The 24018-nt window shown below is 63.0% G+C and carries 29 protein-coding genes; 17 read left to right on the top strand and 12 right to left on the bottom strand.

The features are described 5' to 3' along the window. Positions 1 to 187: 187 nt before the first annotated feature. From QZ409_RS12180 to QZ409_RS12165, 4 genes are all read left to right on the top strand, one after another. On the top strand, positions 188 to 511 hold the full coding sequence (locus QZ409_RS12180) for a polyhydroxyalkanoic acid system family protein (protein WP_296711410.1): 324 nt from the start codon (positions 188 to 190) through the stop codon (positions 509 to 511). A 21-nt stretch (positions 512 to 532) separates the two neighbouring features. Continuing rightward, positions 533 to 928, top strand: coding sequence for a very short patch repair endonuclease (locus tag QZ409_RS12175; RefSeq protein ID WP_296711407.1), 396 nt, complete (start codon positions 533 to 535; stop codon positions 926 to 928). A 76-nt stretch (positions 929 to 1004) separates the two neighbouring features. Further along, positions 1005 to 2618: a fumarate hydratase gene (locus QZ409_RS12170; protein ID WP_296711404.1), complete on the top strand. Its 1614-nt coding sequence runs from the start codon at positions 1005 to 1007 to the stop codon at positions 2616 to 2618. Between the two features lie 13 nt (positions 2619 to 2631). Beyond that, complete coding sequence (locus QZ409_RS12165; RefSeq protein WP_296711402.1) at positions 2632 to 3072, top strand: nuclear transport factor 2 family protein; 441 nt, start codon at positions 2632 to 2634, stop codon at positions 3070 to 3072. A gap of 22 nt (positions 3073 to 3094) precedes the next feature. Here QZ409_RS12165 and QZ409_RS12160 read toward each other — a convergent pair whose 3' ends face one another. Further along, complete coding sequence (locus QZ409_RS12160) at positions 3095 to 3466, bottom strand: hypothetical protein (protein ID WP_296711400.1); 372 nt, start codon at positions 3464 to 3466, stop codon at positions 3095 to 3097. A 160-nt stretch (positions 3467 to 3626) separates the two neighbouring features. On the opposite strand from QZ409_RS12160, the gene QZ409_RS12155 reads away from it, so the two are divergent. Beyond that, positions 3627 to 3920, top strand: coding sequence for a GYD domain-containing protein (locus QZ409_RS12155; RefSeq protein WP_296711397.1), 294 nt, complete (start codon positions 3627 to 3629; stop codon positions 3918 to 3920). 15 nt (positions 3921 to 3935) lie between these two features. Here QZ409_RS12155 and QZ409_RS12150 read toward each other — a convergent pair whose 3' ends face one another. From QZ409_RS12150 to rpmI, 5 genes are all read right to left on the bottom strand, one after another. Then, positions 3936 to 4700 carry a VOC family protein gene (locus QZ409_RS12150; RefSeq protein ID WP_296711395.1) on the bottom strand — a complete coding sequence of 255 codons (765 nt, stop codon included), beginning with the start codon at positions 4698 to 4700 and terminating at the stop codon, positions 3936 to 3938. Between the two features lie 12 nt (positions 4701 to 4712). After that, entirely contained in the window at positions 4713 to 7142 is a 2430-nt protein-coding gene (pheT, locus tag QZ409_RS12145; RefSeq protein WP_296711393.1) for a phenylalanine--tRNA ligase subunit beta, read from the bottom strand. A gap of 66 nt (positions 7143 to 7208) precedes the next feature. Beyond that, positions 7209 to 8291 carry a phenylalanine--tRNA ligase subunit alpha gene (gene pheS, locus QZ409_RS12140; RefSeq protein ID WP_296711391.1) on the bottom strand — a complete coding sequence of 361 codons (1083 nt, stop codon included), beginning with the start codon at positions 8289 to 8291 and terminating at the stop codon, positions 7209 to 7211. 108 nt (positions 8292 to 8399) lie between these two features. After that, a complete protein-coding gene (rplT, locus tag QZ409_RS12135; protein ID WP_296711388.1) occupies positions 8400 to 8765 on the bottom strand; it encodes a 50S ribosomal protein L20 in 366 nt (121 codons plus the stop codon). Positions 8766 to 8811: 46 nt separating this feature from the next. Further along, on the bottom strand, positions 8812 to 9012 hold the full coding sequence (gene rpmI, locus QZ409_RS12130; protein WP_283367086.1) for a 50S ribosomal protein L35: 201 nt from the start codon (positions 9010 to 9012) through the stop codon (positions 8812 to 8814). Between the two features lie 280 nt (positions 9013 to 9292). On the opposite strand from rpmI, the gene QZ409_RS12125 reads away from it, so the two are divergent. Further along, positions 9293 to 9595 (top strand): GlsB/YeaQ/YmgE family stress response membrane protein, encoded by a 303-nt coding sequence (locus QZ409_RS12125; RefSeq protein ID WP_296711381.1) that lies wholly within the window; start codon positions 9293 to 9295, stop codon positions 9593 to 9595. A 25-nt stretch (positions 9596 to 9620) separates the two neighbouring features. Here the strand turns inward: QZ409_RS12125 and QZ409_RS12120 are convergent, their stop codons facing one another. The 3 genes from QZ409_RS12120 to QZ409_RS12110 form a co-directional block, all read right to left on the bottom strand. Next, complete coding sequence (locus QZ409_RS12120; protein WP_296711377.1) at positions 9621 to 10934, bottom strand: MFS transporter; 1314 nt, start codon at positions 10932 to 10934, stop codon at positions 9621 to 9623. Between the two features lie 97 nt (positions 10935 to 11031). Next, complete coding sequence (gene infC / locus QZ409_RS12115) at positions 11032 to 11559, bottom strand: translation initiation factor IF-3 (RefSeq protein WP_296711374.1); 528 nt, start codon at positions 11557 to 11559, stop codon at positions 11032 to 11034. Positions 11560 to 11836: 277 nt separating this feature from the next. Further along, the gene (locus QZ409_RS12110) at positions 11837 to 13006 is read right to left on the bottom strand and encodes a glycosyltransferase (RefSeq protein WP_296711373.1); all 1170 of its coding nucleotides are present in this window, start codon (positions 13004 to 13006) and stop codon (positions 11837 to 11839) included. A gap of 127 nt (positions 13007 to 13133) precedes the next feature. On the opposite strand from QZ409_RS12110, the gene QZ409_RS12105 reads away from it, so the two are divergent. Together QZ409_RS12105 and QZ409_RS12100 are read left to right on the top strand one after the other, a co-directional pair. Further along, positions 13134 to 13961 carry an alpha/beta hydrolase gene (locus QZ409_RS12105; protein WP_296711492.1) on the top strand — a complete coding sequence of 276 codons (828 nt, stop codon included), beginning with the start codon at positions 13134 to 13136 and terminating at the stop codon, positions 13959 to 13961. Next, positions 13958 to 15190, top strand: a complete 1233-nt coding sequence (locus tag QZ409_RS12100; RefSeq protein ID WP_296711371.1) for an MFS transporter — start codon at positions 13958 to 13960, stop codon at positions 15188 to 15190. The genes QZ409_RS12105 and QZ409_RS12100 overlap by 4 nt, the downstream gene beginning before the upstream one ends. On the opposite strand, the gene QZ409_RS12095 is transcribed toward QZ409_RS12100, so the two are convergent. Both QZ409_RS12095 and QZ409_RS12090 read right to left on the bottom strand, forming a co-directional pair. Then, complete coding sequence (locus tag QZ409_RS12095; protein ID WP_296711369.1) at positions 15187 to 15615, bottom strand: CBS domain-containing protein; 429 nt, start codon at positions 15613 to 15615, stop codon at positions 15187 to 15189. The genes QZ409_RS12100 and QZ409_RS12095 overlap by 4 nt on opposite strands. A 67-nt stretch (positions 15616 to 15682) precedes the next feature. After that, the gene (locus tag QZ409_RS12090; RefSeq protein WP_296711366.1) at positions 15683 to 15976 is read right to left on the bottom strand and encodes a helix-turn-helix transcriptional regulator; all 294 of its coding nucleotides are present in this window, start codon (positions 15974 to 15976) and stop codon (positions 15683 to 15685) included. Positions 15977 to 16300: 324 nt separating this feature from the next. Here QZ409_RS12090 and QZ409_RS12085 point away from each other — a divergent pair, with 324 nt between their 5' ends. After that, positions 16301 to 17419, top strand: coding sequence for an acyltransferase (locus QZ409_RS12085; protein ID WP_296711363.1), 1119 nt, complete (start codon positions 16301 to 16303; stop codon positions 17417 to 17419). A 61-nt stretch (positions 17420 to 17480) separates the two neighbouring features. Here the strand turns inward: QZ409_RS12085 and QZ409_RS12080 are convergent, their stop codons facing one another. Beyond that, complete coding sequence (locus QZ409_RS12080) at positions 17481 to 18668, bottom strand: serine hydrolase domain-containing protein (RefSeq protein ID WP_296711360.1); 1188 nt, start codon at positions 18666 to 18668, stop codon at positions 17481 to 17483. A 300-nt stretch (positions 18669 to 18968) separates the two neighbouring features. Between QZ409_RS12080 and QZ409_RS12075 the strand changes: the two genes are divergently transcribed. The 8 genes from QZ409_RS12075 to QZ409_RS12040 all read left to right on the top strand — a co-directional run bounded on the left by QZ409_RS12075 (position 18969) and on the right by QZ409_RS12040 (position 23915). Continuing rightward, positions 18969 to 20231, top strand: a complete 1263-nt coding sequence (locus QZ409_RS12075) for a site-specific integrase (protein ID WP_296711359.1) — start codon at positions 18969 to 18971, stop codon at positions 20229 to 20231. 100 nt (positions 20232 to 20331) lie between these two features. Further along, on the top strand, positions 20332 to 20496 hold the full coding sequence (locus QZ409_RS12070; protein WP_296711356.1) for a hypothetical protein: 165 nt from the start codon (positions 20332 to 20334) through the stop codon (positions 20494 to 20496). Then, positions 20493 to 20759, top strand: a complete 267-nt coding sequence (locus QZ409_RS12065) for a pyocin activator PrtN family protein (protein ID WP_296711353.1) — start codon at positions 20493 to 20495, stop codon at positions 20757 to 20759. Before QZ409_RS12070 ends, QZ409_RS12065 begins: the two co-directional genes overlap by 4 nt. A 77-nt stretch (positions 20760 to 20836) precedes the next feature. Further along, positions 20837 to 21232, top strand: a complete 396-nt coding sequence (locus QZ409_RS12060; protein ID WP_296711350.1) for a hypothetical protein — start codon at positions 20837 to 20839, stop codon at positions 21230 to 21232. Positions 21233 to 21252: 20 nt separating this feature from the next. Then, positions 21253 to 21555: a hypothetical protein gene (locus tag QZ409_RS12055; protein ID WP_296711347.1), complete on the top strand. Its 303-nt coding sequence runs from the start codon at positions 21253 to 21255 to the stop codon at positions 21553 to 21555. Between the two features lie 72 nt (positions 21556 to 21627). Then, entirely contained in the window at positions 21628 to 22053 is a 426-nt protein-coding gene (locus QZ409_RS12050; protein WP_296711343.1) for a hypothetical protein, read from the top strand. Next, positions 22046 to 22201, top strand: a complete 156-nt coding sequence (locus QZ409_RS12045; RefSeq protein ID WP_296711340.1) for a hypothetical protein — start codon at positions 22046 to 22048, stop codon at positions 22199 to 22201. Before QZ409_RS12050 ends, QZ409_RS12045 begins: the two co-directional genes overlap by 8 nt. Before the next feature lie 190 nt (positions 22202 to 22391). Next, complete coding sequence (locus tag QZ409_RS12040; protein ID WP_296711336.1) at positions 22392 to 23915, top strand: hypothetical protein; 1524 nt, start codon at positions 22392 to 22394, stop codon at positions 23913 to 23915. Positions 23916 to 24018 lie beyond the last annotated feature (103 nt).

Below are 24018 nucleotides of genomic sequence, written 5' to 3'. Positions count from 1 at the left end.
ATCGTCATTTAATTTACTGTTTTAATTTATTTATTTTTGTAATCGGCGGATCTGTTCGCACTTGACGACGCGCTGATCTGATATTCCATTTTTGCATGGCTTAAAACGCGCAGCGATGGCCCCTTCTGGCCTTTTCGCATGAAGAGCATTACCTCCTGCCCAAAGAGGCCGATTTGGAGCAGCAGGAATGGGAAAGGTCGTCAGCGTCGATGTGAAGCACAGCCTCGGGGCGACGGAGGCGAAGAGGCGCGTTCAGGAGGGCGTCGAAGGCCTGCGGCAGAAATATGCCTCCCACCTTTCAGCCCTGCAGATCGACTGGGCCGAAACGACCGCCGACGTCACCATCACCGCTATGGGCCAGACCTTCAAGGGCGCGCTGGAATTCCTGCCTGACGTCGTACGCGTCTCGCTGGAGCTGCCCTGGGTGCTGGCCATGATCGCGGAAAAGGCCAAGGGCCTGATGGTCCGGCATACCGGCGAGATGCTCCAGCTGCCGCCGCCCAAAGCCTGAATCACGATGGGCCGCGCCCCAATGGATCGCTCCGGCGTCATGCGCGCGGTCAAGGGGCGCGACACGAGCCCGGAACTTGCGGTGCGCAAGGTTCTGCGCGGGATCGCCCCCGGCTATCGCCTGTGCCGGCGCGATCTGCCCGGCGCCCCCGACATCGCCTATATCGGGACGAGAAAGGCGATCTTCGTCCACGGCTGTTTCTGGCACGGCCATGACTGCAAGCGCGGCGCGCGCCTGCCGAAAACCAACGCCGATTACTGGATTCAGAAGATAGCCAGCAACCGCGCGCGCGACGAAAAGCACCTGGCCGCTTACGCCGCGCTGGGCTGGCGGGTCCTCACGATCTGGGAATGCGAGACGCGCGACGAAGCAGCGCTAGCGGAGAGATTGCAAGCCTTTGTAGGAAATCCAACTTAGCCCTTCGCCGGTCTTGGATTGCAGCGCACAAAGGCGTATGGGAGCGGCATCTTTCGAAACCATCGGGACCGCCGCGATGACTGCTGCTTACGCTCCGCTTTTCCCCCTCGGCAAGGACGAAACGCCCTATCGCAAGATCTCCGACAAGGGCGTGCGCGTCGAGAAATTCGACGGCGAGGACATTCTCGTCGTCGAGCCTGAGGCCTTGCGCCTGCTCGCCGAAGCGGCGATGAGCGACATCAACCATCTGCTGCGCCCCGGTCATCTCGCCCAGCTGCGCAAGATCCTCGACGATCCGGAAGCGACCGGAAACGACAAGTTCGTCGCCTTCGATCTCCTCAAGAACGCCAATATCGCCGCGGGCGGCGTGCTGCCCATGTGCCAGGACACCGGCACGGCCATCATCCTTGGCAAGAAGGGCCGCCGCGTCTTCACCAAGGGCGGCGACGAGGCCGCTCTCTCCGAGGGCGTCAAGGACGCCTATGAGAAGAAGAACCTGCGCTATTCGCAGCTCGCGCCAATCTCGATGTTCGAGGAGAAGAACACCAAGACCAATCTCCCCGCCCAAATCGACATCTATGAAGAGGGCGAGGACTATTACAAATTCCTGTTCATGGCCAAGGGCGGCGGCTCGGCCAACAAGACCTATCTGGTGCAGGGCACGCCTTCCATGCTGACCCATGACCGTCTGCTGGAGGTGCTCAAGAAGCAGATTCTGGCGCTCGGCACCGCCGCTTGTCCGCCCTATCACCTCGCCATCGTCATCGGCGGCCTTTCCGCCGAGCTGAACCTCAAGACGGTGAAGCTGGCCTCGGCGCGCTATCTCGACAGCCTGCCGACCGAAGGCGGCGACGACGGCCACGCCTTCCGCGACCTGAAACTCGAAGCTGAAATCCACAAGCTGACGCAGGACCTCGGCGTCGGCGCGCAGTTCGGCGGCAAATATTTCTGCCATGACGTGCGCGTGATCCGCCTGCCCCGCCACGGCGCCTCGCTGCCTATCGGCATCGGCGTGTCCTGCTCGGCCGACCGCCAGGCGCTCGGCAAGATCACCAAGGACGGCGTGTTCGTCGAGGATCTGGAGCACGATCCGGCGAAATATCTGCCTCATGTCGAAGGCGAACTCGGCGGCGCTGTGGTCAAGATCGACCTCAACCAGCCGATGACGGACATTCTGGCGACCCTGACGCAATATCCGGTCAAGACCCGCCTGTCGCTCACCGGCACGATCATCGTCGCCCGCGACCTCGCCCACGCCAAGATCCGCGAGCGGCTGGAAGCGGGCGCGCCGATGCCGGATTACCTGAAGAACCATCCGGTCTATTACGCCGGCCCGGCCAAGACGCCTGCCGGCTACGCCTCGGGCTCGTTCGGCCCCACCACGGCCGGCCGCATGGACGCCTATGTCGACGCCTTCCAGGCCGCCGGCGGCTCAATGGTCATGCTGGCCAAGGGCAACCGCTCGGCGCAGGTGACGGAAGCCTGCAAAAAGCACGGCGGCTTCTATCTCGGCTCCATCGGCGGCCCCGCCGCACGCCTCGCGCAAGATTGCATCAGGAAAGTGGAGATCGTGGAATATCCCGAGCTCGGCATGGAGGCGATCTGGAAGATCGAGGTCGAGGATTTCCCCGCCTTTATCGTCGTGGACGACAAGGGCAATGATTTCTTCAAGGAACTGAACCTCTCCTGATCGGAAACCTTCGATGCAAAGCGACGAAACCCTGCGCAAACTCAGCGCGCTCGATCGGGAGTTGATCGAGCGCCGCGTCCGCGCCATGCTCGAAATGCGCGCGGCCGGCAATTTGCGTGGAATGCTCGATTATGCCGCGGAGGATATTGTCTATAACCTGAAGGGAAGCTGGGCGTCTTTCCCTTACGCTTCGCCCGTATGCGGCAAGAAAATGGTGGCCCAGGCGCTGGCGATCATCGCCATGCAATTTGAAAACATGGGATCCGTCATTCATGAACTCGTCATCGACGGCAACCGGATCGCCTTGCGGCGCAGCGTGAAGCTCCGGCATCGCGGCACGGGCAAGGTCGGGAACGTCGACATCGCGGATTTTCTCCGTTTCCGCGACGGCTTGGTGGTGGAATTCACCGAAGTCGCGGATTCCATGGCGCTAACGCAGCTGGAAGAGAGCTAAGAGGGCGACGCGAAGGCGCGCCTCACCGCCCCGGAAAGATTTCGATCCGCACCCGGCCATTGGCCTGTCGCTTCGGGCCATGTGCGGCCTCCGCCACGGGCTTGCTCGCCCGGCTCTTGCTCGCCCGAATTTTGCCCGCGCCAGCCTTGTGCTCGCCCCGGCGCAGCGGCTCTGCTTCGTTTTCCGCCGCCGGCGCCCGCGTGAATCTATGTTCGCCGACCGCCGGACCATAGGAGGCGAGGCAGGAATTATAGGCGTCGGCGTCCTTGATCTTCTCGCAGGACTCGATCCCCGCCGTCCAGCCGCGCGGCGCTGATACAAGCGCGCAAGCCAATGCGACCGCAACGCGCAGGGAGCTGGCTTTCCCGATGATGTGAAAAGGTCGACGCAACACCAAATTCGCCTTCCAGAAGGTCCGCGCGATCCGAACCGCCTCGCGCCCGAACTGAACTTAACCGCCCGGCAAGACGTTATCTTTTCGACGCGCAGCCGCAGGTCTGGCCGCCGCGCGTCTGCAAGAAAAACATTTTAAGCCAGGCGGGGAGGATCAACCCATGACAACTTTCGTCACGCTTTACAATTTCACCGGACAGGGACGGCGCACGATCAAGGATACCGTCAAGCGCGCGGAGGCGGCTAAGGCCGCCGCCTTGCAAAGCGGGGTCAAGATCAAGGAAATTCTCTGGCTGCAGGGCCAATATGACATCATGGTCATCACGGAATCTCCGGATGACGCCGCCGCCAACGCCTTCTCGATCGCCCTACTCCAGATGGGCAACCTTCGCGGCCAGACCCTGCGCGCCTTCACCGCGACGGAAATGACGGAAATCCTTGCGAAGGTTCCCTGATCGACCAATACCCATTCAGCGCTTGGCGGCGAACAGCGAGAAAAACGCCCCCTGCGGGTCGAAACATTGCGCGATCCAGCCGCCGCCAGGCACTTCCATCGGGCCATTGGCGATCTTGCCGCCGGCCTTCTCGACCTTGGCCAGAGTGGCGTCGAGCGTTGGCACTGTGAAATAATAATTCCAGAAGCTTTGCGGGACCTCCGGCGGCCGGCGCATCATGCCGCCAACCGGATGCTCACCCGTGGAGAACAGCTGATAGGAGCCCATGGGGCCCATATCCAGCGCCTCGCCCCGAAGCCACCCGAATTTTTCCGCATAAAAGCCGAAGGCTGCTTCGACATCGTCGGTATAAAGCTCGTGCCAGCCGACATGGCCGACCGACATAGGCGGCAGTTCGGGCGCCTTGACGCCGCTAAGATCCTTCCAAAGCGCGAAAGCCGCGCCCTGCGGATCGGCCACGACGGCGAAACGGCCGATTTTCGGCAAGGTCTCGGTCGGCCGGACAAGCTGCCCGCCAGCCTTGACGATGGCGGCGACATCGGCGTCGACATCGCGCGACGAGATATAGCCGAACCAGGACGGCTTCGCGCCCTGCGCCTTTGCCTCCTCTGGCAACAGCATCAGCCCGGCGGCGGCGTTGCCCTCCTGAAAGAACAGGCGGTAGTCGCGCTCGGAATGGCCGGGCGCCGCGCTCGTCCAGCCGATGACTTCACTATAAAAGTCCTGGGCGGCGTCGATATCGCTGGTCAACAGTTCGACCCAGCAGAATTTTTCCGTCATCTTTCCCCCCGATCAACCGCGAAGGACCGCGCCGGTCTTCTTGCCCGCCTCGGCGACGATCCTTGCCGCGACCGCCTCGATTTCCGAATCGGTCAGAGTCTTTTCGCGCGGCTGCAGCGTCACGTTGAGGGCGATGGATTTCTTGCCCTCCGGCACGCCCGGCCCCGCATAGAGATCGAATACGCCGACATTGACAATCAGATTGCGGTCTGCGCTCTGCGCGGCCTTGATAAGATCGGCCGCTTTCACAGTCTTGTCCACGATGAAGGCGAAATCGCGCTCCACAGGCTGGAAATCCGACAGTTCCAGCTTCGGCCGCGCCTTGGTCGGCCGGGCCTTGGGCGCCGGCAAGGCGTCCAGGACGATCTCGAAGGCGACGACCGGACCGGCGGCGTCAAAAGCCTCCAGCACGCTCGGATGCAGCTCGCCGAACCAGCCGACGACATTCTTGGGACCGAATTGCAGGGTCGCGGAACGGCCGGGATGCAGGAAGTCCGGCCCGCCGGGGACGATCTGCACGGCGCTGGCGGACACGCCGAGAACGGCGAGCACGGCCAGCACATCGGATTTGGCGTCGAAGACATCGACCGGCGCCGCCTTGTCGGACCAGTCGCGGCCGGCGCCATTGGGCTTGGCCGTTCCCCGGCGCAGGCCGGCGGCCGCGACGAACTGACCGTCCTCGGCGTCGGATTTGAACACCTGCCCGACCTCGAACAAGGCGACATCGCCGAAGCCCCGGGCGACATTGGCCTGGGCGCCGGCGATCAGGCCGGGAACAAGGCTCGGCCGCATGTCGGAGAGTTCCGCCGCGATCGGGTTGGCCAGCGCCAGGTCCGGCGCGCCGCCGCCGAAGATTTCCGCGCGGGCTTTCGAAATGAAGGACCAGGTCACAGCCTCGGCCATGCCGCGCGCGGCGAGCGCCCGGCGTGAGGAGCGCACGCGCTTTTGCAGCAGGGTCAGGACAGGGCCGGAAATGGCGGATTCGCGCTCCAGCGGAACCGGCGTGATGCGGTCGAGGCCGGCGAGGCGGATGATTTCCTCGACCAGATCGGCCTTGCCCTCGATATCCGGGCGCCAGCTCGGCGCACGGACATGGATGTGATCGGCGTTGGAGACCTGGCCCGCGACGGCAAAGCCGAGTTTTTCCAGCGTCCCGCCCATTTCGCCGGGATCGAGATGAACCCCCGTCAGGCGCTCCACCTCGCTCAAGGGGAAGTCGATTCCGGCGGCGGGAGCCGGCACATGGCCGGCGACGACATTGTCCGACGCCTCGCCGCCGCACAGCTGCAACACGAGTTCGGTCGCAAGCTCCAGCCCCGGCAAAGCGAAGGCGGGATCGACGCCGCGTTCGAAGCGATAGCGCGCGTCCGACACGATGCCGAGCTTGCGGCCCGTCCGGGCGATGTTGTTCGGGTCCCACAGCGCCGATTCGATCAGCACGTCGGTGGTGTTTTCATCGCAGCCGGAGGATTCGCCGCCCATCACGCCCGCAAGCGATTCCACGCCATGATCGTCGGCGATGACCACAATGCTTTCATCCAACTCGTAAGTGCGGCCATCAAGCGCCAGCAGGCTTTCGCCGGCTTTTGCGCGGCGCACGACGAGCTGGCCGGCGACCTTGCCGGCGTCGAACACATGCAGCGGGCGGCCGCGATCGAAGGTCATGAAATTGGTGATGTCCACCAGAGCGTTGATCGGGCGCAGGCCGATGCTCTTGAGGCGCTTTTGCAGCCACTCCGGGCTCGGGCCGTTCTTGACGCCGCGCACGAGACGCAGGGCGAAGAGAGGCGCGAGATGGGCGTCCTCATGGCTGAAATCGAGCGTCACGCTGACGGGACAGGGAAACTTGCCCGCGACCGGCGCGCCGGCCTCGCCCTTGAGCTTGCCGAGACCGGCGGCGGCGAGGTCGCGCGCCACGCCATAGACGCTGGCGGCGTCGGAGCGGTTGGGCGTGAGGTTGATCTCGATCAGCGGATCGTCGAGCCCCGCCCAGGCGGCGTAGCTGGCGCCCACCGGGGCGTCGGCGGCCAGTTCGAAAATGCCCGAGGAATCGCCCTCAAGGCCCAGTTCCTCCGGCGAACACATCATGCCGGCGGATTCGACGCCGCGAATGACGCCCTTGGCGATGGTGAAATTCTTGGCCGGAATGAAGGCGCCCGGCGCGGCGAACACGGTCTTCAGGCCCGCCCGCGCATTTGGCGCGCCGCAGACGACCTGAAGGGGCCCGCCCTCGCCTGCATTGACCTGACAGACCTGCAAGCGGTCGGCATTGGGATGCGGCGCGGCGGAAATGATTTCCGCGATCCGGAAGACGCCCAGCGTCTCAGCCGGGTTTTCTACGCCTTCGACCTCAAGCCCGATCTTGGTCAGGGTCTCGACGATGGTTCCGAGCGAGGCCTCGGTGTCCAGATGCTCTTTCAGCCAGGAGAGGGTGAATTTCATTTTTCTGTCTCAAGTCGCGCGCCGTCGTCGCGGACGCGGCGCAGCCATGACGCATTTTGCGAAAATTCAGCTCGAAAGCCCGCCAGCGAGCGACGGCAGGTCGAGCGGCCTAAAACCGTAATGCGACAGCCAGCGCACATCGGCCTCGAAGAAGGGGCGAAGGTCCGGCATGCCATATTTCAGCATGGCGATGCGGTCGATGCCCATGCCCCAGGCGAAGCCCTGGAACTCGTCGGGGTCGAGGCCGCAATTGCGCAGCACGTTCGGATGGACCATGCCGCAGCCCAGAATCTCGAGCCAGTCGTCCCCCTCGCCGAAGCGCATTTCGCCGCCCTTGCGCGAGCATTGAATGTCCACTTCGGCGGACGGCTCGGTGAAGGGGAAGAAGCTCGGCCGGAAGCGCATCTTCACATTGGGCACTTCGAAGAAGGTCTTGCAGAATTCCTCAAGGATCCATTTGAGATGGCCCATATGGGCCTTCCGGTCGATCACCAGCCCCTCGACCTGATGGAACATCGGCGTATGGGTCTGGTCGGAATCGCAGCGATAGGTGCGGCCCGGGCAGATCACGCGGATCGGCGGCGGGTTCTTCAGCATGGTGCGCACCTGCACCGGCGAGGTGTGGGTGCGCAGCAGCTTGCGCGTCCCATCTTCCTTGCGATTGAAGAAGAAGGTGTCGTGCATTTCCCGCGCGGGATGACCGGGCGGGAAGTTCAGCTTGGTGAAGTTGAGGTCGTCGCTCTCGACATCCGGTCCTTCGGCGATGGAAAAGCCCATGTCGGCGAAGATCGCGGTGAGTTCGTCCATCACCTGGCTAATCGGATGGATGCGGCCGGTCTCCAGCCCCGAGGCGCGAGCCGGCAGCGTCACGTCGAGCGTCTCGCTCGCGAGGCGGGCGGCCAGCGCGGCTTCCTTGAGGGTCGCCTTGCGGGCGGAAAGCGCCTCGCCGACCTTGTCCTTCAGGGCGTTGATCTTCGCGCCTGCGCTTTTGCGCTCGTCTGGCGACATTTTGCCCAGAGTGGCGAGCAGAGCGGAAATGGAGCCTTTCTTGCCGAGGGCGGCGACGCGCACATTTTCGAGCGCGGCTTCGTCGCTCGCGGCCTCAATGGCGGCGAGGGTCTCGTTTTCGAGTTGGCTGAGGTCAGACATGAAAATTTCCGGCGAATTCGTGCACGGGTAATGCCACGCGGGAGCGGCAAGGCAAAGCAAAAAAGCCCGCCATCGCTGGCGGGCTTTGAAAGGAAGACGCTTGGCGCCTCAGGCGGCGGCCGGCAGCGCGGCCTTGGCCTTTTCGACGATCGCCTTGAAGGCGGCCGGCTCGGAAATGGCCAGTTCCGACAGAACCTTGCGGTCAACTTCGACGCCCGACTTGGCGAGACCGTCGATGAAGCGGCTGTAGGTCAGGCCGAATTCACGCACGGCGGCGTTGAGGCGCTGGATCCACAGGGCGCGCATTGTGCGCTTCTTGGCGCGGCGGTCGCGGGTCGCATATTGCATCGACTTGTCGACGGCGGCCTTGGCGGCGCGGATGGTGTTCTTGCGGCGGCCATAGAAGCCCTTGGCGGCCTTGAAAACTTTCTTGTGCTTGGCGTGCGAAGTGACGCCGCGTTTGACGCGAGCCATGGATGATCTCCGAAAACGTTGAAATGAGCAGAAAGGCTGGGAAGGCTCAGCCGTTGGGCAGGAAATACTTCTTCACGTTGTCGCCATCCGTCTTGAACATGACGTTGGTGCCGCGAAGGTTCCGGATCTGCTTGTTCGTGCGTTTGATCATGCCGTGGCGCTTGCCGCGCTGGGCGTAAACCACCTTGCCGGTGCCGGTGATCTTGAAGCGCTTTTTCGCGCCGGACTTGGTCTTCAACTTGGGCATTTTGCTCTCTCTTAGTCTGGCGGCGTAAGATCTTTCGACCTGCCGCGCTGCGGCCTTGCGGCCCTTCGTCTCTTGAACGAGCGAAACAACCCGCCACGGCAGCCCTAACTGGCCGGGCGGATCGAAGCGGCGCTTATAAGGGCAAAAGGGCGGTTTTGGCAAGGGGCATGACGGTCCCAATAAAGCGCGGCGCTTCATCGAGACGGCCCGCGCCACATTGACGAAGCCAAGGCGATGGCCATGATGGACCGACCGCCGGGGTCAAGTTGAGGAAGCCGCCATGTTCACGCTCGCCAATCTCGTCACCTGGATCGTCGTCGGCCTGATCGGCGGCACTTTGGCCGGCCGCCTCATCACCTGGCAAAGGGCCGGCTTCGGCCTGTTCTCCAATCTGGCGCTGGGCTGCGCCGGCGCCATTGTCGGCGGCGCATTTTTCGAATTGCTGAACCTCCTGCCCAACCTGGACAAGGTGTCCATTTCGGCGCGCGACCTCCTCGCCGCCTTTCTGGGCTCAATCCTCGTCCTGGGCTTGCGCTGGGCGTGGATGCGCTGGACCGAGGAAACCGGCGGCGGTCTTGGCTGAGGTCTTTGGCTGACGCCCCCTCCGCCTATTCCAGCACCTCCATCGCCTCACGGTCGAGCACGGAGGTCTTCTTCGTATCGGGCAGGAAGAAATAGACCAGCAGCGAGCAAAAAATGACGCCGCTGGCGTAATAATAGAAGCCGCTCTCCATGCCCTGCTGCTTGAACCAGAGCGCGATATATTCCGCCGTGCCGCCGAAGAAGGACACCGCCAAAGCATAGGGCAGGCCGACGCCGGTCGCGCGCAGGGCGGCCGGAAAAAGTTCGGCCTTCACCACCGCGTTGATCGACGTATAGGGCGCGGTCATGATCCAACCGATGGCGACAAAGAAAAAGGCCTCCCAGGGCCCCTTCGCATGCGACAAGGCCGTCATCAGCGGAACCGTGCCGAACGTGCCCAGAATGCCGAAGGCGAGGAGGACCGGGCGGCGGCCGACGCGGTCCGAGAGTGCGCCATAGATCGGCTGCAGGCACAGCGCGAAGATCAGCGAAGCGGCGCTGACCCAGGTGCTTTGCGCATCCGTCAGCCCCACGGTCAGCTTCAGGAATTTCTGCATGTAGATTGTATAGACATAGAAGGCGAGCGTGCCGCCCATGGTGAGGCCGATGACGATCAGCACTTCGCGGCGATGCGACCAGAGCGCCCGCAGCCCCGTCTCGTGGCCCTTCGCCTTGGCGTTCTGGAAGGCCTGGGTTTCTTCGAGATCGCGCCGCATCCACAGCGCGAATAGCGCGAGGGCCGCCCCGATGAAGAAGGGAATGCGCCAGCCGAAGGCGCGCAATTGCTCCGGCGTCAGCACGAGATTTTGCAGGATCAGCAAGACAGCGAGCGCGCCGAGCTGGCCGCCGATCAGCGTTACATAGAGAAAGCTTGAGTAGAAGCCGCGCCGGCCGGAATCGCCCATTTCCGCGACATAGGTTGCGCTGGCGCCATATTCGCCGCCAAGACTCAGGCCCTGAACGAGGCGGGCCATCACGAGCATTACCGGCGCCCAGACCCCGATCTGGGCATAGACGGGGGTCAGCGCGATCACCAGCGAGCCGCCGCACATCATCAGGACCGATAGCATCAGCGAGATGCGCCGGCCATATTGGTCGCCGATATAGCCGAACAGCCAGCCACCAACCGGGCGCATGAAGAAGCCGAGCGCGAAAACGCCCGCCGAGGCCAGCATCTGCGCGATCGGGTCCGTGCCGGGAAAGAAGGAGGGCGCGAAATAGAGCGAGAAGGCGGCGTAGACGTAAAAGTCGTAATATTCGACGAGATTGCCGAGCGAGCCGACGACGATGGCCTTGAGCCGCGCCGGATCGATTTTTTCTTGCGCAATTGTCTGCGTCATGGTTTCCCCCGTCCGGCGGCCCGAAGCAGCCGGACGGACAGGATGAACCAACGGCGCAGCTCACGCAAGCACCTGAGCGGAAAGGGCTTTCAGGCGTTTATTTTGGCGCCAGGATCATGATCATCTGGCGGCCTTCCATCGAAGGCTCCAGCTCGATCTTGGCAAGGCCGAGGGTTTCCGCCTTGACGCGCTCCAGAACCTTGAAGCCGAGTTCCTGATGGGCCATTTCGCGGCCACGGAAGCGCAGGACGAACTTGACCTTGTCGCCTTCTTCGAAGAAGCGACGGACGGCCTTCATCTTGGTGTCGTAGTCATGGTCGTCAATGCCCGGACGGAGCTTGATTTCCTTGATCTCGACGATCTTCTGCCGCTTGCGGGCCTCGGCGGCCTTCTTCTGCTCGGTGAAACGATATTTGCCGTAATCGAGGATCTTGCAGACCGGCGGTTCGGCGTTGGGCACGATCTCGACCAGGTCGAGGCCCTGCTCCTCGGACAGGCTCAAGGCTTCGGCAATATCGACGACGCCGCGATTCTGGCCTTCCGAATCGATCAGCTGAACCTCGCGGACTCGAATCTCCCGGTTGGTGCGAGGTCCCTCCTTCTGCGGAACCGGGGGGGCTTTCATGGGACGGCGAATGGCGTGTTCTCCTTGGAAAGGGTCAGAAGACCGGGAAATGAGGTCAAGACCGGAAACTGAGCAAGCGGCCGCGCGTTTGGCGCGGTCGGCGTTCCTCTCGGAACTTGGGAAAATGACAGCTACGGCAAAAACCCCCGCGACCGAGATCGCGGGGACCAACCATAGCCTAAATTGTGATAAAGCGCAGTAAAGTCAATTGCACAATTGCTGTTGTCGCGCGAATCAGGCGTAAATCCCCCTCAAAATCACGCTCTTGCCGCCCCGCCTACTCGCCCGCGCCGAAGTGTCGGGCGTAGATGGCGAGCGTCAAGGCGTTCATGCGCTCCGACGAGAAGTTCCGGGCGTGGGCGCGGGCGTGATGGACGAGGTTTTCCCGCGCCGTCGCGCCAAGCCGCGTGGCGTCCTCGACCGCGCGGATGAGGCCCGCAGGCGGTCCCGGCGGAATCAGCCAGCCCGTTCGCTGCGCCGGCTCAACCTGCGGCGGCGCGCAAATTTCTTCGACCACGCCCGCCCCGCCGGACGTCTGCAAGACCGCGAGAGGGGCGCCAAGCGCCTGGGCCTCGATGCACAGCGTCGGCGCGCCCGCAGGCGCGACCACGAGGGCCGCCGCAAGGCAGGCGGCGGCGCGGTCCGGCCAGTCGCTTTGCAACACATAGCCGCCAAGGCCAAGTCGCGCGACCTCGGCGTCGAAGGCGTCGGAGGCCTCTTCGCCCTCGCCCCGCAGCCAGATGAAACGGGCGTCCTGCGTCTCATTGCCGAAAAAGCCCTTGGCCTTGAGCTGGGCCGCCGCGGCGAGAAACATCTGGCGGCGTTCCGGTGGCAGGCCGACGGCGATGACCAGCCTGACATGCGGCTTCACGCCCAGCGCATCGCGCAAGCGGCGAACGCGCGCGCAATCGACCGCCTCGGACGAAAACTGGCGCAGGTCCACTCCGCGCAAGCCGCGAAAGGCCCTCGCGGCCAGGTTCGGCTGGCGCGCGACCGCCTCTTCCATTTCGGCGCGCGAGTAGAAAATCAGCGAATTGGCGTCGAGCGCGGCGGAATCCTGCCCCGGCTCGTAATCGGCCACCAGAGGGACACGCGCCTGTTTCGCCGCATGGAGCGCGGCGCGCGCGCTGGCGCCGGCATGAACATGGATCAGCTCGACGCCTTCGCGCAGCGCCAGACGCGCCAGCTTCCTCCGGTTGAGCCAGGAGCGCCAGGGATTGAGCGTCGCCGCCGCGATGGGAACGAAAATGCCGCCGCGCGCCTGCAACTCGCTCGCCAGCCGCCCGGGCGCGCCGGCAACCAGGGCGCGCGCGCCGGCCTCCGCTAGGCTCGCCGCGACCTCGACGCAGGCGAGCGCGCTGGCGTCGAGCGCCGGAACGATCTGGAGTATCGTGCGGCCGAACAGGGCCTGGCTGTCAACCTCGCCTTCCACGCCCCATGGCGTCATGCCGGCTCCCGCATTACAAACGACGAATCATTATCGGCACTCTATATCATCGGGCTTTGAAAAATGACCGAATGATCTCCGCGCCGACCGGCGCGGAGACATGAACCTGACGCGGACCCTTCGCGAAATGACGCATATCGCCCCACAAGAAGCCGCCGCCCCGCAAAAAACCGGCTTTTTCTCCACCGGCCCCGACGCGCCGCGCCTCGCCTGGCTCGCCCGCCCGCCACGCCGGGAAAACGCCGCGCCTGGATTGGTCTGGCTTGGCGGCTTTCGCTCGGACATGCGCGGAACCAAGGCCCAATTCCTCGATTCGCTGGCCGAGACTCAGGGCCGCGCCTGCCTGCGCTTCGATTATTCCGGCCATGGCGAATCGGAAGGCGACTTCGCCGACGCCACCATCGGCCTATGGGCGGAACAGGCGCTCGCCATCTTTCGCGCCCTCACGAAAGGACCGCAGATCGTGGTCGGCTCCTCAATGGGGGGCTGGATCGCGCTCCTGCTCGCCCGCGCGCTGGCGCAGGCCGGCGAAGCCGACCGCCTCGCCGGCATGGTCCTGATCGCGCCGGCGGTGGACTTCACCGAGGCGCTGATCTGGCCGCAATTGCCGGCAGCCGTGCGCCGGACCATTGAAAGCGAGGGCGTCTGGATGCGCCCGGCCAACGACTATGGCGAGGGCTATCCCCTGACCCGCTCCCTGTTCGAGGACGGAAAGGCCAATAGTCTGCTCGGCGGCAAAATCCGCACTTATTGCCCGGTGTCGATCCTGCAGGGCATGGCGGACCCGGATGTTCCCTGGCGCCACGCCATGCGTCTCGTCGAGAGCCTCGCCTCGGACCCGGCGACCATCACCCTCGTCAAGGACGGCGACCATCGCCTCTCCCGTCCGCAGGATCTTCAGGCGCTGCAAAAGGCGATCGAATATCTCGACGGCGCGGCGGCGGCAAAGCCTTGAAGCCGGCCGGGGCAGTGGCGCGCGGCCTCGCGCGTTTGAAGGAGATCCCCTCCGGCATTTGGGCGCTCGGCTTCGTCTCGCTGCTGATGGATGTTTCATCGGAAATGATTCACGCGCTGCTGCCGGTCTATCTCGTGACGGCCATGGGCGCGTCGATGGCGGCTGTGGGACTCATCGAGGGGATCGCCGAAGCCACGGCCTCGATCGTCAAGATTTTCTCTGGCGCGATCTCCGACTGGCTCGGCAAGCGCAAGTTGCTCGCCGTGATTGGCTATGGTCTCGCCGCGATCACCAAGCCGGTCTTTCCGCTGGCCGGAACCATCGGATGGGTGGTCGCGGCGCGTTTCGTCGACCGCATCGGCAAGGGAATTCGCGGCGCGCCGCGCGACGCGCTGGTCGCGGACATCGCGCCCGCCCATCTGCGCGGCGCGAGTTTCGGCCTGCGTCAGTCGCTGGACACCGTCGGCGCCTTTCTCGGGCCAGCTCTCGCCATCGCGCTGATGGCGATCACCGGCGGCAGCTTCACGGCGGTGTTCTGGATGGCGGTCATTCCGGCCTTCCTATCGGTCGGCCTGCTGATGCTCGCCGTGCATGAGCCGGAGCGCCCTGCCGGCCAACGCAAGATTCGCTTTCCGCTCGGCTTGCACGAGCTGCGAAAGCTCGGACCGAGCTATTGGCTGGTGGTGGCGGTGGCGACGCTGTTCGCCCTGGCGCGGTTCAGCGAGGCGTTTCTCGTGCTGCGGGCGAAGATGGTTGGCCTGCCCCTCGCCCTGATCCCGATGGTGCTCGTGGTCATGAATGTGGTTTACGCCCTCGCGGCTTTTCCGGCGGGCGTGTTGTCCGACCGGACCAACCGCATCAACGTGCTGCTGATCGGCTTCGCCCTGCTGATCGCGGCGGATGTCTGGCTGGCGTTTTCGGACGGGCTTTTGGGCGTGACGATCGGCATTATCCTGTGGGGGCTGCATATGGGCCTGACGCAGGGGTTGCTCGCCACGCTTGTCGCAGACACCGCCCCGGCTGAACTGCGCGGCGCAGCGTTTGGCCTTTTCAACTTGCTCGGCGGACTGGCCCTGTTGGCGGCCAGTGTGCTGGCCGGGGCGCTATGGGACGCGGCCGGGGCGCAGGCGACCTTTCTCGCAGGCGCGGGCTTCACCGCCCTCGCGCTGCTGGGGCTGGGCGTGGTGCGCTGGCGCGCGCCCGCCTTGGGTGCGTCGCATCGAAGCTAGCGCTGAATGTAGTGCAGCAATTGCTCGATGGTGAATTCCTGATGGCCGATGATGGCGTTGACGAGATCGCCCATCGAAATGAGCCCGATCAATTCGCCACGCTCGAAGACGGGCAGATGGCGGAAGCGCGTGCGCGTCATCACCGCCATGCTTTCCTCGACCGATTGCTCTGGCCGGGCGTAGGGCACATCGCTCGCCATCACCTCGCGAACCAGCGTGGTCGGCGAGGTCCGGCCCTTCAGCACGACCTCGCGCGCGTAAATCCGCTCCGTGATGAGCCCGACCATCCGGCCGCCCTCCACAACGACCAGTGCGCCGATATTGCGGTCGGCCATGGCCTTGATGGCGTCGAATACCTTTGCGTCCGGGCCGATGGTGACCAGATCGCCGCCTTTTTCGTCTAGCAATTGCCGGATCGTCGTCATTTTGCCCCCCTCGTCGCGACTTCTATCGCTCCTTGCGCATCAGCGGGCGGTCAAAACCTTGCGGCGGTTAGTTGTCGTTTTCCGCGCTCAGGTCTTCCAGCGAGATGATCGCGTCCGATGCGGGCGCCCTCAGCCGCACCCCTGCCCCGCCGCCATTGGCGTCGATGAATTCCATGCCCGCTTGTTCGAGCGCCGTGCGGATCGCCGCGATCGTGCGCGGCATCGGCGAACGTTTGCCCAGTTCGAAATCGGAAAGAGTCACTTTGGAGACATGGGCGCGCTCGGCCAAAGCCCCCGCCGTGAGTCCAAGACCGGCCCGCGCCATGCGGCATTGTACGGGAGAAAGGAGTTTGTCGCTCAAGGTCCAACCTCCGCGATCAAAATTCAGCCCAATATTGAATGATACGCACAAACTTGAGCCGCAAATATGGCGCACAGCGCTCAAAAACCGTTTTGAACGGGGCAGAGCGGCCTTAAATCAAGATTTACACCTCGCGCTTAAGAATATTGCGGGGTCACAGGCCCAGATATCGCCTCGGCGGATCGGGGACGAGAACCTGCCCGTGCGCGCCTGTCACATCGGACAGGCGAACAAGACGCCCGAGCCGCGCCCGGCAAACGGAAGCCGCCCGAGGCTGACGGTCGCGCGAATGAGTCAGAAGCGATCTTCGCAGCGGGGGCCGAATTGAACACCCAGATTGAACGGCGCATTGTCGGGCTCGATGGCTTCCGGGGCGTCCTGACGCTCATGGTGATCCTTTCGCACTATTTTGGCGAGGTCCCGCTCGGACTTCCCGCCGCCATGTATGGATGGGTGGCTGTCGGAGGCTTCTTCGTCCTGAGCGGCTTCCTGATCGGGAGGCTTATTCTCGACCGCAAGGACCGAGCGAATTTCTTCTGGGTCTTCTATGCCAGACGCGCCTGCCGGATCTTGCCCCCCTATTTTCTCACCGTCATCGTCGTTTCGGCGATCCTGCTGACGGTGCAGGCGCCGTGGCGGGACGCCAACGTCGAATTGCCTCTGTGGTCCTATCTTCTCTTCGTCCAGAATTTCGCCATGGCCGCAAAGGACAGCATGGGAGCGCATTGGCTGGCGCCCACATGGACCCTGGCGGTCGAAGAGCATTTCTATCTGGCGGCCCCGGCGATTCTCGTCTTCACGCCCCGCCGCTGGCTGGTCCCGGCGCTGTTAGCGTCTTGCGCCCTCGCGCTGGGCATGAGGATAGGCGTGTTCTATTTCGGGTGGCTGACCCGCACCGCAGGCCACACTCTGATTTTCGCTCTTTCGGACACTTTGGCGCTCGGGATATTGACCTCCATCGCGGTTCGGGAAAACTGGATCAAATGGGACGCCTGGGGCAAATATATTCCCCTGATCCCAACCGTGGGCCTTCTGGCGATCGTCGCATTAAAGCTGTGGGATCAACGGTTGTTCGAAGTCGCGCGGCCGACATTTCTTGCGCTTGCCGCGTCTGGCGTCATTTTATGCGTCATCGGCAATTTGCCGATCGGCAATCGCATGACGTCGAAAACGCTGCAATTCTTCGGCAACAACGGCTATTGCCTCTATCTCACCCACCTTCCCGTGCTGGGGCTGATGCATGGCCTGATCCTCGGGACCAATCCCGATCTGGCGACCCCGGCGCAATGGGCGGTCACCTTCGCCGCCCTGCCCGTTTGCGTTCTCGTGGGATGGGGCATGACCCGCTTGATCGAGGAACCCTTGACCCGATATGGCCGGTCCTTTCAGTGGAGCCGCGAAACGCGCGGACAACCCGTCATCGCCCAGACCGTCGAGACCTGATCAAATTGACCTTGGGAGACCGCATCGCCGCGTTCTCGGCTTGTCGCCCCGAGGCGCTATCCTAGATCTTGCCCGCCTTGCGCAGGACGCCATAGACCTCTTCCAGCAGCGCGCCGTTCTTGTTCTGCTTGTCGTCGGGCTGGCTGTTGAGGCCCACCACGATGACCGCGCCATTGGCGGGGAAAAAAGCGTAGAGCACGCGATAGCCCAGCGTCATTCCCTGATAATACCAATAGGCGCCAAGCGCCGGGCGGTAGCCCGCGCCGACGCCAAGACCGAACGCGCCCGGATTTTCTTCTGAAGGGGCGGCGATCGGCTCGCCGGTCTTGTCGGAGACGAGTGTCATGAGTTCGCGGCGCTGCTTGTCGGCCAGCAGCGGTCCTTCATAGAGCGCGCGCGCCCAGCGCGAGACGTCTTCCATCGACGCGACGATGCCGCCGGCGCCCTGCATCCAGGAGACGCTGTCGTTTTTGACGTCGCGCCCGAGCAGCGGCGCGAGCCATTTGTCGTCGGGATCGTGGTTGAAAAAATAGCCCGAGACCATGCGGTCCGTGATCGCCGCCGGATAGAGATTTTGTTCGTAATAGGTGTTTTTTAGCCCGAGCTGTTCGGCCAGGTCGCGCACGACCTCGGCATAGGGCCTGCCGCCGGCCTTTTCGACGATCATCTGGGCCAGGAGGTAATTGGTGTTCGAATAGGTCCAGCCGCTGACCGGCTTCGGCTCGCCATTGCGCGGGTAAACCGAGGCGACCAGTTCCTGCGGCGTGAACCTGCGCCCGGGATCTTCGCCCATGATCCTGGCGACGGAGGGCTGATTGTCATAGCCGGGAATGGGGCTCGTCATGTCGAGCAAGCGGTGGATCGTAACGTCCTTCCATTCGGGATATTGCGGCAGCCACTGGCCAAGCTTGTCCTCGATCGTCAGTTTCCCCGCGGCTTCGAGCTGCAGGATGGCAACCGAGGTGAAGGATTTCGTGATGCTGCCGATCTCGAACAGATCGGCCGGCGTGACCTTCGCGCCCGCGTCGGGATATTTCACCGTTCCGGCCGCAAGGTTGATCGCTTCATCGGCGCCCTTCAGACTGACGCTCAGAGAGGCGGCGGAAATGTGCTCCGGATCTCCCCGCGCCGTCACATAGGCGTCGAGCGCCTTTTGCAGGGCGGATTTCAGGGCCTCGTCGCTCGATTGCCCGGCGGCGGGCGCGCAAAGGCTCAGCGCGATCAGGGTGAAGACGGCCAATCGGCGCATGAGCTGTCCTGCAAGACTTGCGGGCTTCGGACCAGCCCGACGCCCCGCGCTATCCTGCGGACAAAGCTAGATCAGGACAACAGGCTGGACGAGAATAACCTGCGTAATTTGGGTGAATTGGTGGAGCTGAGGTCCACCACACCACTGGATCAGCATCTCTCAATCGGAATATTTCCGACGCATTAATAACTGATATTCCTTATATATTTTTCTCACACCGTCTTTTCATGCCTCGCGCAGTCGCATACAATCGCACGCAGTTAGTGGGGCCAATAGTGGGGCCTAAACTCGGATGCGGCGATGGCGAGGGCGCGAAATAAATTGACAGCGAAGCAGGCTGTGACCCTGACAGCCCCCGGTCGTCATTCGGACGGCGGGTCGCTCTATCTCGTCATTGACGGCCAGGGCGAGGCTTTGCGTCGCCGCTGGCTTTTCCTATTCCAGTGGAACGGCAAGCGCCGTGAAATGGGCTTGGGGAGCGCAGCGGTCGTTTCTCGATCAGAAAACAAACTGGTGACCCCCCTCGCGAAAGCGCGCGAGGCGCGCGACGAAGCGGAGCGCATGATTCGCGAGGGCAAAGACCCTATCGCCGCGCGCGATCTGGCGCGCGATGAACTGGCCACAAAGCCGACCTTCGGCTCTATCGCCGACGAGCTGATTGCCGCGAAGGAAAGCCAATGGCGGAATGAAAAGCACCGCTGGCAGTGGCGTCACACGCTAGAAGTCTATGCGGCGACACTCCGCACGCGGCCGGTCGATGAAGTGGATACGGCCGCCGTTCTCGAAGTGCTCAAACCGCTATGGTCCGAAAAACCGGAGACAGCCTCCCGGCTGCGCGGCCGGATCGAGGCCGTTCTCGACGCGGCCAAGGCGCAGGGATTCCGATCTGGCGAAAATCCGGCCACTTGGCGTGGCCATCTTTCGCACCTTTTACCGAAGCGCAAGAAGCTCTATCGCGGCCATCATGCGGCAATGCCTTATGCTGACCTACCAAAATTCGTGGCGAAGCTGCGCGAACGAGAAGCAGGGGCGGCTTTAGCCCTTGAGCTTTGCATTCTGACGGCCGCTCGCTCCGGCGAAATTCTCGGGGCGCGATGGTCCGAAATTGATCTGAAAGAAAAGGTCTGGGCTGTGCCGGCGGACAGAATGAAGGCTGGCAAAGAGCATCGAGTTCCGCTTTCGCCTCGCGCCGTGACGATTCTGGAGCATCTGGCCGAAGCCAAGCAGGGCGATCTCGTCTTTGCTGGCCAGAAGGACAAATCCCCACTGTCCAATATGGCGATGGTCATGGTCTTGCGGCGCATGGGGATCAAAGGCGTCACTGTCCACGGATTCCGCAGCGCGTTCCGCGACTGGGCCGGCAACGAAACGGCGTTTCCCCGCGAGGTCGCGGAAGCGGCGCTGGCGCACCTCATCGGCAACGACGTTGAGCGCGCCTACCGCCGATCTGACGCGCTCGAAAAGCGTCGGGCGCTCATGGATGCCTGGGCCGCATGGTGCGAGCCAGCGGCGGGCGGCAATGTGGTGAAATTCAAGAAATCTAGCGGCAATCCAGCCGCCTGATAGTCGGCCGGGCGAGGCGTTGCACCGCCTCGTTCCGGCCTACACGTGAGAAGAAACGGTTCCCAGCATGCCTAAAAATAATAACGTCGGAAACTTTCCGATGAAAGATCGCCTTATTACGATTCGTGTGCGATCCGGCGAATATGATTTTGGGGCCGACCGCGCGACTTTCACCGTCGTGGAGGGCGGCGAGACGCTTAGCGTTCCTATCGACGCCATTGAAGACATCAAAAGTGTAGAGCCTCGCGACGAGACGGCCCAATGAAAACGGCATTCATGCTACTCGCCAGATATGATGGGATGCCGGTCATCCCGCTCGATCGCGTGTGCGCCGATTATTTCACGCGCCTGACGCCGCAGAAGCTCGCCACCAAGATTGACGGCGGCGAGGTCAAAATGCCCCTCGTCCGCATCGAAGCCAGCCAGCGGGCGGCGCGTGGCGTCCACATCAACGATTTGGCGGCATGGATCGACGGCCGGCGCGAGGCGGCTGCGCGAGAGCTTCAGCAAATGACTGGCGGAGCCTGACCTCGCCCTCCATCCAATTAATTCACGCGGGACTCAGCATTCGCCGCCCCGCGTGTCACGTTTCATAGGTGACGATGATGAAATTTCCTGACGACATGCTCTTCGAGCAGTTCAATCGGCGCGACGAGGACGACTTCGACGGCCTGGCAAAAATGATCGCCGAGCGTCTGCGCGACGGCATCGACGAGGCTGGCGCAAAATGGCTCGCTGACCTTTTCAATCCCACCGAAAGCAAATTGCCTTACAGGGCCACGTTATCGCGGCGTCAGGGATATAAGAAGGAGAATGATAATAAACCATATGACGATTTTATAACATTTTACGACGCATATTATAGTGAATGGCAAGATGTTAATCGAGCGAGAGAAAAGGTTCAACTGCAAGAATGGCAGGGCGGCCTAGGTTGGGACCGCACGAAGGCCTATAAAATTGCAAAAGAGTTTCGTGAATATTTAGAGGCGATCAGAGACTAATCTGTCCGCGCAAACCAAGCATGTTTGCGGATGACTACACGCCTGAGTTAGTGTGCTTATTAGAGAGCTGTCCTGAGTTGGACGGCGAATCAGCCGTCCTCAACGAACGAGAGACGGCCATGTACGACAAAATTCAAACCGACACCAATCCCACGCCGCCGCAAGTTCGCGCGGCATATCCCCTTCGCGAAGCCAGCCAAATGCTCGGCGGCATTTCCCTGGCGACGATTTATCGCCTCGCCGCGAAGGGCAAAATCAACATCACAAAAATTGGTGGCCGGAGCTTTCTGAGCGCCGCCGAAATCGCGCGCCTTGCCGCCTGAAACGAGAAACGCCGCTCGGCTGGAACCGAGCGGCGTTATCTCTGATTGCCAACCCCGCCAAGGAATCGACACATGTGCTCTCGCCCGAATCCCCCCAAAAATCAAGACCTAGCGCCGACGCCGGACGAGCTTTTCGAGGCTGCGATCGTCGCTGTAAAACACATCCGCACCACTCGCTTTCGCAAGATCGTGAGGCACATCGTCGCCGACGCGATGGAGCGCGAAGGTGCGGACCTCCGCAAGCTGTGGCTCCAGGCGATGGCGATCTTCGAGCCCGCCAAGCCGCATGACTGTGATGGCTCCAAGGTGCCGTTGCACTTCGACGACGCGGCCGACATCTGCATCGCCCTCGTCGAGTCCGGCCTGTCTCTCGACGAAGGCGCGGGGATCGTCGCGAGCGTTATCGGCCAGCTCTTCCTCGTCGACGTCATTGACAACGCTTCGCCCGAAGTCGTTGCGGAAGAAATGCGCGGCGAAATGGGTGATTGCCATGCGTGACCCCGCCCCCGCCATCCCGCCGCTCCCGCTGGCCGCGCTCGAGGCTGTCATGGCCGAATTACGGGCCGCGCTCGCCGAACTCCGCGTCGCCGTCACGGAAATCCGCGCCGTCGCCATGCGCCAGAGGAAGATCAGCGAAAATGTCTGACCTCTCGCTCACCATCATCGCGTCTCTGCAACCGCGCGTCTTGTCGAAGTCGTTCTCGCTGGCGGCCGATGGCTCGCTCGCAAGGAAAAACGGCGGCAATCTCAGCGAGGGCTTCTCGGAAACCAGGCGCATCGCCGATATGTCCGAGTTTGCCGCGCTGCTTTCAGGACTGAAGCCGAATCATGCGCTCATGTTCGGCCTGTTCGAGCACGACAACGCCACCGTTCTGAGCAAAGAAAAGGCCGAATGCCACAAAGGCCCCGGTCCCATAGTGACGCGCACGCGCGATTGCGTGTCTTGGCCTGCCGGGCCAGCGTTTCTGATGTGCGACTATGACCCTACCGCGACCAGCGAACCGCTGACCGGCGGCGAATTGCTTGAACGCCTGTTCGAGGCTGCCCCGCCGCTGCGCGACGCGCCGCATGTCACCCGCCCTTCAGCGTCGTCATGTGTCTATCGCAAGAGTGACGGCGCGGAACTGCGCGGAGCGCGCGGCCGGCGCATCTATGTCGCAGTGAAAGACGGCCGCGACATTGAACGTGCCTCCAAGGTGCTTCAGGCGCGGCTTTGGCTGGACGGACATGGCTACTACGCCGTCTCCAAAAGCGGCGCGCTGCTCGACCGCACACTGATCGACGGCGCGGTGTACCAGCCTGAGCGGCTTGATTTCGCAGGCGGCGCGGCGTGCGGCGAAGGCCTGGAGCAGCGCCTTCCCGCGCCTGAAGTTTTCAATCCTTACGCAGAATTTCTCGACACCGTGGCGGCGCTTCCGAACTTGAGCGGCGAAGAGCACAAACGCCTTGAGGAAATCAAGGCCGAGGCCCGCAAGGAAATGGAGGGCGCGGCCGGCGCGGCCCGCGAGGACTGGATCGCCAAACGCGTCGGCGAGTTTGGCGCCACGCTCGACGAGCCGGATGAGGCCAAGCGCGACCAGCGCATTGCTAGCTACGAGGAAACGTGTCGCGCGGCGATCGAGGAAGGGCGACTCTTTGGCGACTACGAGATCGTGCTCGATGACGGCAGGCGTGTCACCGTGGGCGAGATTCTCGACGCGCCGACCAAGTATCACAACCGCAAAACGCTGGACCCGTTGGAGCCGGACTATGACGGCGGGCGCGCCGTCGGCTGGCTCAATCTGCGCGCGAAAGCCCGCCCGTACCTCAAATCCTACGCCCACGGCGATCACCGTTTCACGCTCGTTCGCGCTCGCCGCACGATTGCGTTGATTGCCGACGAGGAAGCGTCGACGTTTGAGAAAGCGACCGAGCTGCTTCGTCTCGATGGCGCGCTTTATGAGCGCGGCGGCCTTGTTCGTGTCCTCGGCAACAAAATCATTCCGGTCTGCGCCGACTGGATGAAGCTCAACTTGGCCCGCAATGCCCGCTTTGTAAGCTACAAGATGAAAAAAAGCGGCGAAATCGTCGAAGCCCCGCGGGGCGTTCCCATGTGGCTTGCGCAGATGATCGTTCGCTCCGAGGGCGAGCGCGGCCTCCCGAATTTGCGCGCTGTTATCGATGCGCCGACCATCGACCCGAAGACGGGGCACATACTCGCCGATGACGGTTTCGACGAGCAGAGCGGCTTGCTGCTGAATATGGTCAACAGCGACGCCGCGCCTAAATCCGGTGCCGGCCACGACGACGCCCGAAAAGCGGTTGAAACGCTTTGGATGCCGTTTGCGGATTCCGACGAAGCCGGCCACGCATTCCAATAGGAAGCCGGCCACCTATTCCGATCTGAAGCCGGCCAGCGTTCCGATTTGAAGCCGGCCACTTGCAGTTTGCCGCCGCAGGTCAGGATTGATGATGTTTCGCCGT

The organism is Rhodoblastus sp., from assembly GCF_019449565.1.
Classification (GTDB): Bacteria; Pseudomonadota; Alphaproteobacteria; order Rhizobiales; family Beijerinckiaceae; genus Rhodoblastus.
The sequence above is the reverse complement of the archived record's forward strand: the minus strand, read 5'-3'. Positions and strand labels throughout refer to the sequence as shown.